Raw genomic sequence first — 14,007 nt, forward strand, 5'->3', positions numbered from 1 at the left:
GAAGAACTCCTGGCCGATGAACGGCGCCTCCCGCGGAACGCGCCGCGCGCCCTGCTGTCGGTGAGGCTCTCGACCTTCACCGCGGACACCACGTCACCGATGCGCCAGGAACTCGACCTACGACGGCTGGCGCAGGAACGTGGCTTCCGTGTCGTCGGCGTGGCCGGTGACCTGAACGTCTCGGCCACCCGGGTCCCTCCGTGGAGGAGGCGGCAACTGGGTCATTGGCTGATCGACCGCACACCCGACTTCGATGTCCTGCTCTTCTGGAAGCTGGACCGCTTCGTCCGCCGCCTGACCGACCTCAGCGTGATGATCGAGTGGTGCACGGATCACGGGAAGAACCTGGTCTCGCTGCACGAAGCGATCGACCTGTCCACGGTGGCGGGCAGGGAACTCGCGAAGGTGATCGGGGGTGTGGCCGAACTCGAGGCGGGCGGCACCAGCACACGCGTCGCCAGTCTCTGGGCCTACACGAAGACCCAGTCCGACTGGCTCGTGGGCAAACCCCCCTACGGATACACGACGGACACGGGGGGCAGACTGGTCGTCGAGCCCGGGGCTCGTCGCGTCCTGCGCTGGTGCCACGGCGCGGCACGGCGCGGAGTGTCGGCCCGCCGGATGGTCGCCGTACTCCTCCGGGCCCGGGTCCCCACCGGCGGTGGCGGCCGGTGGACCACCACCACGCTTCTTCGACGGTTGCGCAACCCGGCACTGTGCGGGTGGCGGGTCGAGGCGGAGCCGGGCACCCGCCGGGCGAGGGTGGTGCTCGACCGGAAGGGCGCTCCCGTCAGGGTGGCTGATCCGATCTTCAGCGAGCAGGAGTGGCAGTCGCTGCAATCGGCTCTCGACCGTAGGGCCACCGCGCGGCCCCGCCGAAGCCCCGGCGGGACCACCGAGTTCCTGGGAGTACTGGTGTGCGCTGACTGCGACACCAACATGACGGTGCAGCGGACCAGGACGGACCGACGCGTCTATGCCTACCTGCGCTGCCGGAGCTGTCCGAGCGGGGGCCGGGGGAGCGCCGCAACCGGGCGCCGTGTACGGGAGGCTCTCCGCCGAAGTCATGACCGGTCTCGGGGCGCTCCCAGTCCGCGTACGGGAGTACCGAGCCGGCATGTCCGGCGAGAACGGACCGGAGGGGGCGCGCTGGACGCTGTCCGCGACCGGCGACACCTTCGGCGACCGCTGGCAGCGGGAGGGGACCGGAACGATGGCGGACGACCTGCGGCGGGCGCGGGTCACTTGCCGTGTCCGCCGGACGAAGGTCCCGGGCCGCCGGGCGCCGGAGGTGGATCTGGAACTGGCCGTCCCACCCGATGTGGAGGACCGCCTGGTCGTCAAGCCGGACGCATTCGCGGAAGGACACCCGTGACGCGGTCGGCCCCGCACCGGGGCGGGGCCGACGGAACGGGCGCGGCTCTACTCGTTGACGACGGTCAGCGGCAGCAGCTTCTTGCCGGTGGGGCCGATCTGGATGTCGAGGCCGAGCTGCGGGCAGACGCCGCAGTCGAAGCACGGGGTCCAGCGGCAGTCCTCGACCTCGACCTCCTCCAGCGCGTCCTGCCAGTCCTCCCAGAGCCAGTCCTTGTCGAGGCCGCTGTCCAGGTGGTCCCAGGGCAGCACCTCCTCGTAGCCGCGCTCGCGGGTGGTGTACCAGTCCACGTCGACGCCGGTGCCGGCCAGGCCCTTCTCGGCGGAGGCGATCCAGCGGTCGTAGGAGAAGTGCTCGCGCCAGCCGTCGAACCGGCCGCCGTCCTCGTAGACGGCCCGGATGACGGCGCCGATCCGGCGGTCGCCGCGGGAGAGCAGGCCCTCGATGATGCCGGGCTTGCCGTCGTGGTAGCGGAAGCCGATGTTCTTGCCGAACTTGCGGTCGCCGCGGATCGAGTCGCGCAGCTTGGTCAGCCGCGCGTCGGTGGCCTCGGCGGACAGCTGCGGGGCCCACTGGAACGGGGTGTGCGGCTTGGGGACGAAGCCGCCGATCGAGACGGTGCAGCGGATGTCGTTGGTGCCGGTGACCTCGCGGCCCTTGGCGATGACGTTCTTCGCCATCTCGCCGATCTGCAGCACGTCCTCGTCGGTCTCGGTGGGCAGGCCGCACATGAAGTACAGCTTCACCTGGCGCCAGCCGTTGCCGTACGCGGTGGCCACCGTGTTGATGAGGTCCTCCTCGGACACCATCTTGTTGATGACCTTGCGGATGCGCTCGGAGCCGCCCTCGGGGGCGAAGGTGAGTCCGGAGCGGCGGCCGTTGCGGGAGAGCTCGTTGGCCAGGTCGATGTTGAAGGCGTCGACCCGGGTGGAGGGCAGCGAGAGGCCGATCTTGTCCTCGGCGTAGCGGTCGGCCAGGCCCTTGGTGACGTCGGCGATCTCGGAGTGGTCCGCGGAGGACAGCGAGAGCAGGCCGACCTCCTCGAAGCCGGTGGCCTTCAGCCCGCGCTCGACCATCTCGCCGATGCCGGTGATGCTTCGCTCCCGCACGGGGCGCGTGATCATGCCGGCCTGGCAGAAGCGGCAGCCGCGGGTGCAGCCGCGGAAGATCTCCACCGACATCCGCTCGTGCACGGTCTCGGCGAGCGGGACGAGCGGCTGCTTCGGGTAGGGCCACTCGTCGAGGTCCATCACGGTGTGCTTGGAGACCCGCCACGGCACGCCGGGGCGGTTCGGGACGACCCGGGCGATCCGGCCGTCGGGGAGGTACTCGACGTCGTAGAACCGCGGGATGTACACGCCGCCGGTCTTGGCCAGGCGCAGCAGCAGTTCGTCCCGGCCGCCGGGGCGGCCCTCGGCCTTCCAGGCCCGGACGATGTCGGTGATGTCGAGCACGGCCTGCTCGCCGTCGCCGATCACGGCCGCGTCGATGAACTCGGCGATCGGCTCCGGGTTGAACGCGGCGTGGCCGCCCGCGAGGACGACCGGGTCGTCCATGGTGCGGTCGGCGGCGTTCAGCGGGATGCCGGCCAGGTCGAGCGCGGTCAGCATGTTGGTGTAGCCGAGCTCGGTGGAGAACGACAGGCCGAACACGTCGAACGCCTTGATCGGGCGGTGCGCGTCGACCGTGAACTGCGGGACGCCGTGCTCGCGCATCAGCGCTTCCAGGTCCGGCCAGACGCTGTAGCTGCGCTCGGCGAGGACGCCCTCGCGCTCGTTCAGCACCTCGTAGAGGATCATCGTGCCCTGGTTGGGCAGCCCGACCTCGTAGGCGTCGGGGTACATCAGCGCCCAGCGGACGTCGCAGGCGTCCCAGTCCTTGACGGTCGAGTTGAGCTCGCCACCGACGTACTGGATCGGCTTCTGGACGTGCGGGAGGAGGGCCTCCAGGCGTGGGAAGACCGATTCGACAGTCATGCGCAAGGACCTTTACGGCAGAAAAAGCAGTGACCCTTCAGGGTAGCCGAGCCCCGGGGGTCACTGTTTCCACGCGGTGGGGGGGTCAGACCCCTATCGGCCGCTGCGAGCGCACCGACTGCAGCAGTCCGACCGCGATCCAGACCGCGAACATCGAGGAGCCGCCGTAGGAGACGAACGGGAGCGGGAGGCCCGCGACCGGCATGATGCCGAGGTTCATGCCGATGTTCTCGAACGCCTGGAAGGCGAACCAGGTGACCGCGCCGGCCGCCAGGACCGTCCCGTACAGGTCGCTGGCGTGGCGCGCTATCCGGCAGGCGCGCCACAGGATGACGCCGAGCAGGCCGAGCATCAGCAGGCCGCCGGCGAAGCCGAGTTCCTCGCCGGCCACGCTGAACACGAAGTCGGTCTGCTGCTCGGGGACGAACTGGCCGGTGGTCTGGGTGCCGTGGAACAGGCCCATGCCGGTCAGGCCGCCGGAGCCGATCGCGATCCGGGCCTGCGCGGTGTTGTAGCCGACGCCGGCCGGGTCGAGCGCCGGGTTGGCGAAGGCCGCGAAGCGGTCGATCTGGTACTGGCTGAGGATGCCGAGCTTCCAGACCGCCAGCGCCCCGGCGGTGCCGCCGGCCAGCAGGCCGACCACCCAGCGGTTGGCGGCGCCGGAGGCCAGCAGCACGCCGAGCATGGTGACCACCATGACCATCACCGAGCCGAGGTCCGGCATCAGCATGACCACGGCCATCGGGAAGCCGGCCACCGCCAGTGCCTGGAGCACGCTGCGGGTGGGCGGGACCTCCCGCTCGCCGGCGTCGACCCGTGCGGACAGCACCGCGGCCATGCCCATCACGATCGTCAGCTTGGCGAACTCGGCGGGCTGGATGGAGAAGCCGCCGCCGAACTGGATCCAGGCGTGCGCGCCGTTGATGGTCGAGCCGAGCGGGCTGAGCACCGCGAACAGCATCAGCACCACGGCCAGGTAGATGAACGGCACCGCGGTGCGCAGCCGGCGGGTGCCGAGCAGGATCACCGCCACGCACAGGCCGATGCCGATCGCCAGGTTGGTCAGGTGCCGGTACAGGAAGTACTGCGGGTCGCCGTGGGTGAGCTGGTCGCGGCCGCGGGTGGCGGACCAGACCAGCAGCGAGCCGATCACGGAGAGCGCCAGCGCCGCCAGGATCATGATCCAGTCGAGCCGCCGCAGCGGGGAGTCCTTGGCCAGCGCCCGGCCCAGCGAGGAGCGCCGGGGCGAGAGCCGGACCGCCCGGTAGGAGTCGTACGAGGTCATGCCCGGCCCCTTCCGTACCCGCTGCCGCGGGTGGGTTCGACGGCGGCGAGCAGCACGCCGGACACCTGGCCGGCCCGGGCCGGCGGGGCCGGGTCCAGGAAGGTCGCGCCCGGCTCGTAGCTGAAGGCGGTGGGGACGATCGCGGTGCCGTCCGGGTTGAACTTGGGCAGTTCGGCCTGCGGCTTGGGCAGCAGCGCCTTGGAGTTGTCGATGGTGCCCTTGTCGTCGACGCCGTACAGCGCCTGGTAGATCCGGCGCACCGAGTCGCCGGAGCCGCCGGAGCCGGTGCCGCCCTGACTGATCGTCATGACCACCGCGTAGTCGTTGCTGTAGGTGGTCAGCCAGGAGGTGGTCTGCTTGCCGGCGACCTCGGCGGTGCCGGTCTTGGCGTGCAGCTCGATCTTGCCCTGCGGCCAGCCGGAGCCGGTGAACTTCCAGGCGGCGGTGCCGGAGGTGACGACGCCGGCGGTGGCCTGGTCGATGTACTCCAGCAGCTTGCCCTGGGCCGGGATCTTGCCGTCCTCGTGCGGGGCGATGTCGCGCACCAGGGTGCCGTCGGGGCTGACCACGGCCTTGCCGATGGTGGGCCGGTACAGGGTGCCGCCGTTGGCGAGCGCCGAGTAGATCCGGGCCATCTGGAGCGGGGTGACCAGGGTGTCGCCCTGGCCGATGGCGAAGTTGACCATGTCACCGGCGCGCATCTGGTTGCCGTCGGCGCAGTTCTCGCGGGCGATCTCGTCGGCGTACTCGTGGCCGCCCTTGGCCGCCTGCTGGCACCAGGAGTCCTTCATCGCGTCGTAGTAGGACTGCTTCCACTGCCGGTCGGGGACCCGGCCGGCCACCTCGCCGGGCAGGTCGACGCCGGTCTTGGCGCCGAGGCCGAACTCGTGGGCGGTCTTGAAGAACCAGTCCTGGGCGTCCTTCTTGGGCTTGAGGCCGCCGTCCTTCATCCACTGGTCGTAGGCCAGGCCGTAGAAGACGGTGTCGCAGGAGACCTCCAGGGCCTTCTCCAGCGAGATGTCGCCGAAGCTCTCGCTCTCGAAGTTCTTGAACTCGCGGCCGCCGATGGTCAGCGACTTCGGGCACGGGTAGTGCCCGTTGAGGTCGTAGCCGGCCTGCGCGGCGGCGGTGGTGGAGACCACCTTGAAGGTGGAGCCGGGCGCGGACTGGCCCTGGATGGCCCGGTTGATTAGCGGGTAGTTGGAGTCCTTGCTGTTCAGCGTCTCGTAGTCCTTGGCGGAGATGCCGCCGACCCAGAGGTTGGGGTCGTAGGTGGGGGCGCTGGCCATCGCCACGATCCGGCCGGTGTGCACGTCCATCACGACGGCCGCGCCGGAGTCGGCGATGTAGTTGCGGCTGGTCTCCTTGTCGTACACCTTGCGGGCCTCGGCCATGGCCTGGGCCAGCTGGTCCTCGACCACCTTCTGCACCCGGGCGTCGATCGAGGTGACCAGGTTGTTGCCGGACTGCGCGGGGGTGGTGCCGGCGCTGCCGATCACCCGGCCGAGGTTGTCGACCTCCAGCCGGTCGACGCCGGTGGTGCCGCGCAGGTCGTCGTCGTACACCGACTCCAGGCCGGCCCGGCCGATCTGGTCGGAGGGCAGCCGGCGCTCCCGGCCGGTCTTGTCGGCGGTCTTGGTGACCTCGTCGTCGGTGACCGGCGAGAGGTAGCCGAGGATCTGGGCGGCGCTGGCGCCCTCCGCGTTGGTGTAGCGGCGCAGCGCGGTGGGCTGGGCAGTGACGCCGGGGAAGTCCTCGCGGCGCTCCATTATCTGCATCGCCTGCTGGGTGGTGGCCTGCTGGGTGACCGGGATCGGCTGGTACGGGGAGCCGTTCCAGCAGGGCTGCGGCGTCTTGGCGTCGCACAGCCGGACCTTGTTCTGCACGTCCTCGGCCGGGACGCCCAGGACGTCGGCGAGCCGGGAGAGCACCGCCTTGCCGCGGTCCTTCTGCTGGAGCAGCGCGGTGCGGGAGACCGACACCACCAGCTTGGTCTCGTTGCCGGCCAGGATCCGCCCGGAGGCGTCCAGGATCTCGCCGCGGACGGCGGGCTCCACCACCTCGCGGATGTGGTTGCCCTGGGCCTTCTCGGTGAACTCCTTGCCGTTGCGGATCTGCAGGTACCACAGCCGGCCGCCGAGGGTGGCCAGCAGCGACAGGACCAGCACCTGGAGGACGACCAGCCGGATCGTCACCCGGCGGGTCCGGCCGGTCTCGGGGATGTTGCTCACGTGCGCGGTCTCCGTCCCGGCTCAGGGGCGCTTGGCGAGGCCGAGCGCGCGCTTCTTCTTGTAGGGGGTGGCGGAGGGCTGGCGGGTGGTCCGGTAGCGGGCCAGCGCGCCGAGGCCGGAGCCGCCGTCCGCGCCGCGCTCGGTCTCGTTGACCACCCGGTCGCCGTCGAAGCGGCGGGCCAGCAGCATCACCAGCGGCACCGTGAACGGGGCCAGCAGCACGTCGTACAGCAGGGCGCTGAACACCAGGCCGGTCAGGCCGACGTGCCGGGCCGCGGTGTCGCCGACCAGCGCGCCCACCGTCGCGTACAGCAGGGTGGAGAGCACCGCGGCGACCGCCACCACGCCCAGCGCGGACAGCGCCGAGCGCTGCCGGCCGCCCTCCGGGCGGAGCAGGCCGGCGCCGTAGCCGACCAGGCAGAGCACCAGCGCGTACCGGCCGACCGCGTGGTCGGAGGGCGGGGCGAGGTCGGCCAGCAGGCCGGCCCAGAAGCCGGCCAGGCAGCCGCCGGTCGGGCCGTAGACCAGGGCCAGGCCGACCACCACCAGCATCAGCAGGTCCGGGGTGGCGCCGGGCAGTTGGAGCCGGCCGAGGACGCTGACCTGGATCACCAGGGCCAGCACCAGCAGCACGGCGGACAGCAGGACGCGGCTCGGGCGCGGCATCAGTTCCCCCCGGTGGTCGGCGGTACGGCGGCGATCGGCGCCTGCGGGTTGCCCGCGGCGCCGGCGGACGCGGCGGGCACCGGCGGCAGCACGGCGTCCCGCGGGTCGGTGCGCGGCGGGACGACCACCACGCCGACCAGGTCGAGCCGGGTGAACTGCACGTACGGTTCGACCAGGATCGTCTTGGTCAGCTGCCCGGGCGTGGCCTGCACCTCCTTGACGGTGCCGACCGGCACGCCGGGCACGAACGGGCGGCCGCTCTGCGAGCCGAAGGTGACCAGCCGGTCGCCGGCCTTGACCTGGGCCCGGCCGTTCAGCAGTTCGATCCGCATCGGCGAGGCGCCCTGCCCGGCCGCGAAGCCGATCTCGCCGCCGCCCTCCAGCCGGACGCCGGCGGTGAAGCCGGGGTCGGAGGCGAGCAGCACGGTCGCGGTGGTCGGGGCGACGGTGGTGATCCGGCCGACCAGGCCCTGGCCGTCGATCACGGTCATGTCGCGGGTCAGGCCGTCGTCGCTGCCGGCGTCGATGGTGATGGTCCAGGAGAAGCCCTGGGCCGCGCCGATCGCGATGACCTGGGCGGCCTTGACGGTGTAGCCGCCGGAGCCGGCCGTGTGCAGCAGGTCGTCGAGCTGCTTGGTGCGGCCGGCCGCCGCGTCCGAGGAGGCCAGTTTCTGGCGCAGCTCGGTGTTCTCCCGGGTGATCTGGTCGAGCCGCTGCTGGTGGGTGCCGGCGTCGCGGATCGCCCGGATGTAGCCGGCGACCGGGTCGACCGCGCCGGCCGCGGCGTTCTCCACCGGGCCGAGCGCGGAGGCCGCGGCCCGGCGGGCGCCGCCGAGCGGCGAGTCCTGACCGCCCTTGATGTCCACGGTGATCAGGGCGAAGGCCACCACCACCAGCAGGACCAGCAGTAGTCGGCTCTCTCGGGTGTCCCTCACGGTGGTGCCGCCGCCCCTTCGTGCTGCATGCTCATCGGCTCAGCTCGGTGTGTAGTTCGGATTGCCTTGCTCAACGGCGCTCAACGGCGCTCGATGGCGCTCAACGACGCGGTTGGGCGTCCAGGACCTGCTGCAGTGCCTCGAACTCCTCGACGCACTTGCCCGCCCCCAGCGCCACCGAGTCCAGCGGGTTCTCCGCGATGTGCACCGGCATGCCGGTCTCCCGGCGCAGCCGCTCGTCCAGGCCGCGCAGCAGGGCGCCGCCGCCGGTGAGCACGATGCCGCGGTCCATCACGTCGCCCGCGAGCTCCGGCGGGCACTGGTCCAGCGTGGTCTTCACCGAGTCGATGATCGAGTTCACCGGCTCGTCGATGGCCTCGCGGACCTCGGCGGCCGAGATGACCACGGTCTTCGGCAGGCCGGAGACCAGGTCGCGGCCGCGGATCTCGGCGTGCTCGTCCTTCTCGCCCTCCAGGCCGAACGCGGAGCCGATCGACATCTTGATCTGCTCGGCGGAGCGCTCGCCCAGCAGCAGGCTGTACTCCTTCTTGATGTGCTGGACGATGGCGCTGTCCAGCTCGTCGCCGGCGACCCGCAGCGACTGCGCGGTGACGATCCCGCCGAGCGAGATCACCGCGACCTCGGTGGTGCCGCCGCCGATGTCGACCACCATGTTGCCGGTCGGCTCGTGCACGGGCAGGCCGGAGCCGATCGCCGCGGCCATCGGCTCCTCGATGATGTGCACCTGGCGGGCGCCGGCCTGCATGCTGGCCTCGACCACGGCGCGGCGCTCGACGCCGGTGATGCCGGAGGGGACGCAGACCACGACCCGCGGGCGGACCAGGTAGCGGCGGCGGTGGATCTTCATGATGAAGTACCGCAGCATCCGCTCGGTGATCTCGAAGTCGGCGATCACGCCGTCCTTGAGCGGGCGGATCGCGACGATGTTGCCGGGGGTCCGGCCGATCATCTTCTTCGCCTCGGCCCCGACCGCGAGGATTCCGCCGGTGTTGGTGTTCACGGCCACCACCGACGGCTCGTTCAGCACGATGCCCTTGCCCCGGACGTACACCAGCGTGTTCGCGGTGCCTAGGTCGATCGCCAGGTCCCGGCCGAGAAACGACAGGTTGTTCGCCATGGGATGTCGAGTGCCTTCCCGAGTTCGGATCAAGGGCGGGGAGCGGGCCGGCCGTGCGAGCCCGCGAGAGGGCTGACGGCGGCTGAGCAGCCGCTCCGTGCCCGTGAGTTGGGTCCATCGTAGTCACGCCGGTCAGCGCGGGCGGCGGGTACGGCGTGCCGCCCATTCTCCGGGGGCGAATCAGCTTCTCCTGGCATTGGGACGCCGTGTCGGAGGGTAGGGTTCCGTGATTTGAGGATTAACGCCCAGAGGGAGCAACCCGATCCGCCGTCCGGCCCCTGAGCTGCTCGTTCCCCGTGGGCGGCGCCCCATGCCCGGCGGGGGCACGGAGCACCGGATCGCTACCGAATCCTCACGCGTGCGCGGGGAAGAAGATCTTGATCTCGCGCTCGGCCGACTCCGGGGAGTCCGAGGCGTGGATCAGGTTCTCCCGGGTGATGGTCGCGTAGTCGCCGCGGATGGTGCCCGCGCCGGCCGCCAGCGGGTCGGTCGCGCCGGCCAGCGCCCGGATGCCGGGGACGACGTTCTCGCCCTCGACGATCAGCGCGATCGACGGGCCGGAGGTCATGAAGCCCAGCAGCGGCTCGTAGAAGTCGCGGCCGACGTGCTCGGCGTAGTGCTGCTCCAGGGTGGCGCGGTCGAAGGTGCGAAGCTCCATCGCAGCGAACCGCCAGCCGGCCTTGCGCTCGATCCGGCTGATGATCTCGCCGGCCAGGCCGCGCTGCACGGCGTCGGGCTTGAGCAGGACGAGAGTGCGCTGGGACACGGTACGGCTCCTGAGGTGTTCGGTCGTGCCTGACTGTGCCCCCGACACTACCCCGGCCGGGCCGGCACCCCGTCGCCCAGTCCCACGTCAGGCCGGTCAGGCCGGAGCCGCGGCCCCGTCGACGGCCGACTCGGCGGCGGCGGACTCGGCGGCGGCCCGCCGGGCCTTGAACTCGTCGATCTTGCGGCCGTAGTGGACCGAGCACCACCACAGGCCGCCGAACACCACGCCGAAGGCGTACATGGTCGGCAGCACCAGCCCGCCGGCCAGCACGGCCAGTTGCAGCGCCCAGCCGACGTACACCGCGCCGGGGCGGGTGATCACGCCGCACAGCAGCACGCACAGCGCGATCGCCACCGCGCTGACCGCCCAGATGGTGCCGGTGCCGACGTCGGTGAGCTTCATCGCCACCAGGCCGGCGAACATGATCAGCAGGGCCTCGCCGATCAGGGTGGAGGAGCACAGGGTGCGCATCGGCGGCTACTTCCTTCCGAACAGCAGGCGCGCCTCGCCCACCGTGATGACGGAGCCGGTGACCAGGACGCCGGCGCCGCCGAGGTCCTCCTCCTCGGCGAGGGTGACGGCGGCGTCGATCGCGTCGTCCAGGCGCGGCTCGACCTGCACCCGGTCCTCGCCGAAGACCTCGACGGCGAGGGCGGCCAGCCGGTCGACCGGCATCGCGCGGTGGGTGGAGTTCTGGGTGACCACGACCTCGGCGAGGATCGGCTCGAAGACCTCCAGCAGGCCGGTGACGTCCTTGTCGCCGCTGGTGGCGATGACGCCGACCAGCTTGGTGAAGCCGAACGCCTCGCCGATCGCGCTGGCCGCGGCCTGCGCGCCGTGCGGGTTGTGCGCGGCGTCCAGGATGACGGTGGGGCTGCGCCGGACCACCTCCAGCCGGCCCGGGGAGGAGACGCCGAACAGCGCCTGCCGGACCTTCTCCTCGTCCAGGTGCTCGGCGCCGCCCTGGCCGATGCCGAAGAACGCCTCGACCGCGGCGAGCGCCAGCGCGGCGTTCTGCGCCTGGTGGTCGCCGTGCAGCGGGAGGAAGAGCTCCGGGTACTCGTGGCCGCCGATGCCGCGCAGGGTCACCAGCTGGCCGCCGACCGCGACCTCGCGGCGCAGCACGCCGAACTCCAGGCCCTCGCGGGCCACCGTGGCGTCCACCTCGACGGCGCGGCGCAGGATCGTCTCGGCCGCGTCCAGCTGCTGCTGGGCGACCACGGCGAGCGCGCCGGGCTTGATGATCCCGGACTTCTCGACCGCGATCTCGCCGGTGGTCTCCCCCAGCTTGTCGGTGTGGTCCAGGCCGATCGGGGTGATCACCGCGACCTGGGCGTCGATCACGTTGGTGGCGTCCCAGGAGCCGCCCATGCCGACCTCGACCACCGCGACGTCCACCGGCGCGTCGGCGAAGGCGGCGTAGGCCATGCCGGTGAGCACCTCGAAGAAGGACATCGCGACCGGCTGGGCGGCGTCGACCATCCGCACGTAGGGCTCGACGTCCCGGTAGGTCTCGACGAACTTCTCCGGGCTGATCGGCGCGCCGTCCAGGCTGATCCGCTCGGTGACGGACTCCACGTGCGGGGAGGTGTAGCGGCCGGTGCGCAGCTCGAAGGCGCCCAGCAGCTGCTCGACCATCCGGGCGGTGGAGGTCTTGCCGTTGGTGCCGGTGATGTGGATCGAGGGGTAGGAGCGCTGCGGCTGGCCGAGGATGTCCATCAGCGCCTCGATCCGGTCGAGCGAGGGCTCCAGCTTGTTCTCCGGCCAGCGGGTGGCCAGCTCGGCCTCGACGGCGCGCAGTTCGGGGTCGGTGCCGCCGGCGTCGGCGGGACGGACGGTGTAGGGGTTGGGCTCGGCCTTGTCGCTCACCCCGCCAGTCTAGGGACTCCGTGCGCCGCGGCCGGACGGGCACCCCGGCCCGCAGGCCCCCTTGACACCGGAATTGGTCTACTCCACCGTGTGAGTCGCTCCCACCCGCTCCCCGCACCGAGCTCCCCGCACCGCACCCCCCATCGACACTCCCCCACATGGAGATGGCATGCGTGCACCACAGCCCCGTCCCCGCCCGCGCGCCGGGCGGGCCCTGCTCGCCGGACTGCTGGCGGCCTCCACCGGCCTGGTCGGCCTGGTCCTGGCCGGTACCGGCACGGCCACCGCCGCGCCCAGCGTCGACGTCCTGGCCAACGGCGACTTCTCGGCCGGCAACCACCTCGCCCCGTGGACCTGCGGCCCGACCGTCACCGCGGTGAACAACGCCGCCACCGGCTGGGACCTCCAGGGCTCCCCGGCCGGCACCGACTACGCCAACTGCAGCCAGACCGTCGCCGTGCTGCCCAACTCGACGTACACCCTGAGCACCGTGGTGCAGGGCAGCTACGTGTTCGCGGGCGTCACCGGCACCGGCGGCACCGACCCGTCCACCTGGAGCTCCAACGCCGGGTGGAACACCCTGGCCTCCACCTTCACCACCGGGGCGGCCACCACCTCGGTGTCGGTCTGGTTCCACGGCTGGTACGGGCAGACCCCGTTCACCGTGGACAGGGTCTCGCTGGTCGGCCCGGGCACCGGCACCAGCCCGTCGCCCTCGCCCTCCGCGTCCACCAGCACCTCGCCGACCCCGTCGCCGTCCCCCTCGACCAGCACCTCGCCCTCGCCGTCCCCGTCGACGTCGGGCAGCCCGACCGCGCCGCCGCCCCGCAAGCACCTGCTGACCGGCTACTGGCAGGACTTCTACAACGGCGCGGCACCGCAGCGGATCAGCGACGTCCCGGCCGCGTACGACATCATCGCGGTGGCCTTCGCGGACGCCACCAGCACCCAGGGCGCGATCTCCTTCACCCTGGACCCGACGCTCGCCGGCAAGCTCGGCGGCTACACCGAGGCCCAGTTCAAGGCCGACATCGCGGCCAAGCGGGCGGCCGGCAAGAAGGTGGTCATCTCGGTCGGCGGGCAGAACGGCACCGTCTCGGTGGCGAACTCCACCGCCGCGGCCAACTTCGCGGACTCGGCGTACGCCCTGATCCGGCAGTACGGCTTCGACGGGATCGACATCGACCTGGAGAACGGCGTCAACTCCACCTACATGGCGCAGGCGCTGCACACCCTGGCGGCCAAGGTCGGGTCCGGTTTCGTGCTGACCATGGCCCCGGAGACCATCGGCATGCAGTCCACCGGCGGGGAGTACTTCAAGCTGGCGCTGGCCACCAAGGACATCCTGACCATCGTCAACATGCAGTACTACAACAGCGGCGCGATGCTCGGCTGCGACGGCGGGGTCTACTCGCAGGGCACCGAGAACTTCCTCACCGGCCTGGCCTGCATCCAGCTCCAGGGCGGCCTGCGGCCCGACCAGGTCGGCCTGGGCGTCCCGGCCTCCACCAGCGCGGCGGGCGGCGGCTTCATCAGCCCGTCGGTGGTGAACAACGCGCTGGACTGCCTGGCCGCCGGCACCAACTGCGGCAGCTTCGTCCCGCCGGCCAAGTGGCCGACCATCGGCGGCGCGATGACCTGGTCCACCAACTGGGACGCCACCGCGGGCAACCAGATCGCCACCACCGTGGGGGCGCACCTGCACGCGATGCCGTGACCCGTCGTCCGGCCGCGTCCCGGTGCGGGAACCGCCCGGGCCGGGA

The 14,007-nt window shown here is 71.6% G+C and carries 11 protein-coding genes and 1 pseudogene; 3 read left to right on the forward strand and 9 right to left on the reverse strand.

The window, feature by feature from the left end:
* Positions 1–99: 99 nt before the first annotated feature.
* Positions 100–990, forward strand: a pseudogene (locus tag ACIQVD_RS03650) (recombinase family protein); the annotation flags it as partial.
* Positions 991–1,117: 127 nt separating this feature from the next.
* Positions 1,118–1,375: a hypothetical protein gene (locus tag ACIQVD_RS03655; RefSeq protein WP_402285746.1), complete on the forward strand. Its 258-nt coding sequence runs from the start codon at positions 1,118–1,120 to the stop codon at positions 1,373–1,375.
* A 47-nt stretch (positions 1,376–1,422) separates the two neighbouring features.
* Here ACIQVD_RS03655 and ACIQVD_RS03660 read toward each other — a convergent pair whose 3' ends face one another.
* The 9 genes from ACIQVD_RS03660 to ACIQVD_RS03700 all read right to left on the reverse strand — a co-directional run bounded on the left by ACIQVD_RS03660 (position 1,423) and on the right by ACIQVD_RS03700 (position 12,244).
* A complete protein-coding gene (locus ACIQVD_RS03660; protein WP_400686487.1) occupies positions 1,423–3,351 on the reverse strand; it encodes a TIGR03960 family B12-binding radical SAM protein in 1,929 nt (642 codons plus the stop codon).
* 85 nt (positions 3,352–3,436) lie between these two features.
* Positions 3,437–4,636, reverse strand: a complete 1,200-nt coding sequence (rodA, locus tag ACIQVD_RS03665; RefSeq protein WP_400686485.1) for a rod shape-determining protein RodA — start codon at positions 4,634–4,636, stop codon at positions 3,437–3,439.
* Positions 4,633–6,867 carry a penicillin-binding protein 2 gene (gene mrdA / locus ACIQVD_RS03670; RefSeq protein WP_400686483.1) on the reverse strand — a complete coding sequence of 745 codons (2,235 nt, stop codon included), beginning with the start codon at positions 6,865–6,867 and terminating at the stop codon, positions 4,633–4,635. Before mrdA ends, rodA begins: the two co-directional genes overlap by 4 nt.
* Before the next feature lie 21 nt (positions 6,868–6,888).
* Entirely contained in the window at positions 6,889–7,533 is a 645-nt protein-coding gene (gene mreD, locus ACIQVD_RS03675; protein WP_402285749.1) for a rod shape-determining protein MreD, read from the reverse strand.
* Positions 7,533–8,468, reverse strand: coding sequence for a rod shape-determining protein MreC (gene mreC, locus ACIQVD_RS03680; RefSeq protein ID WP_400686480.1), 936 nt, complete (start codon positions 8,466–8,468; stop codon positions 7,533–7,535). Before mreC ends, mreD begins: the two co-directional genes overlap by 1 nt.
* Before the next feature lie 100 nt (positions 8,469–8,568).
* On the reverse strand, positions 8,569–9,594 hold the full coding sequence (locus tag ACIQVD_RS03685; RefSeq protein WP_030458241.1) for a rod shape-determining protein: 1,026 nt from the start codon (positions 9,592–9,594) through the stop codon (positions 8,569–8,571).
* 364 nt (positions 9,595–9,958) lie between these two features.
* The gene (gene ndk / locus ACIQVD_RS03690; protein ID WP_100836136.1) at positions 9,959–10,372 is read right to left on the reverse strand and encodes a nucleoside-diphosphate kinase; all 414 of its coding nucleotides are present in this window, start codon (positions 10,370–10,372) and stop codon (positions 9,959–9,961) included.
* Between the two features lie 96 nt (positions 10,373–10,468).
* The gene (locus ACIQVD_RS03695; protein ID WP_100836137.1) at positions 10,469–10,846 is read right to left on the reverse strand and encodes a DUF4233 domain-containing protein; all 378 of its coding nucleotides are present in this window, start codon (positions 10,844–10,846) and stop codon (positions 10,469–10,471) included.
* 6 nt (positions 10,847–10,852) lie between these two features.
* Positions 10,853–12,244 carry a folylpolyglutamate synthase/dihydrofolate synthase family protein gene (locus ACIQVD_RS03700; RefSeq protein ID WP_111556169.1) on the reverse strand — a complete coding sequence of 464 codons (1,392 nt, stop codon included), beginning with the start codon at positions 12,242–12,244 and terminating at the stop codon, positions 10,853–10,855.
* Positions 12,245–12,413: 169 nt separating this feature from the next.
* Between ACIQVD_RS03700 and ACIQVD_RS03705 the strand changes: the two genes are divergently transcribed.
* Positions 12,414–13,961, forward strand: coding sequence for a chitinase (locus tag ACIQVD_RS03705; protein WP_402285753.1), 1,548 nt, complete (start codon positions 12,414–12,416; stop codon positions 13,959–13,961).
* Positions 13,962–14,007: the final 46 nt, after the last annotated feature.

It is taken from the genome of Kitasatospora sp. NPDC090308 (assembly GCF_044769485.1).
Taxonomy (GTDB): Bacteria; Actinomycetota; Actinomycetes; order Streptomycetales; family Streptomycetaceae; genus Kitasatospora; species Kitasatospora fiedleri.

Coding starts and splice junctions, on each gene's coding strand:
- ACIQVD_RS03655 (WP_402285746.1), top strand. CDS start 1,118: ATGTCCGGCGAGAACGGACCGGAGGGGGCGCGCTGGACGCTGTCCGCG.
- ACIQVD_RS03660 (WP_400686487.1), bottom strand. CDS start 3,351: ATGACTGTCGAATCGGTCTTCCCACGCCTGGAGGCCCTCCTCCCGCAC.
- rodA (WP_400686485.1), bottom strand. CDS start 4,636: ATGACCTCGTACGACTCCTACCGGGCGGTCCGGCTCTCGCCCCGGCGC.
- mreD (WP_402285749.1), bottom strand. CDS start 7,533: ATGCCGCGCCCGAGCCGCGTCCTGCTGTCCGCCGTGCTGCTGGTGCTG.
- ACIQVD_RS03695 (WP_100836137.1), bottom strand. CDS start 10,846: ATGCGCACCCTGTGCTCCTCCACCCTGATCGGCGAGGCCCTGCTGATC.
- ACIQVD_RS03705 (WP_402285753.1), top strand. CDS start 12,414: ATGCGTGCACCACAGCCCCGTCCCCGCCCGCGCGCCGGGCGGGCCCTG.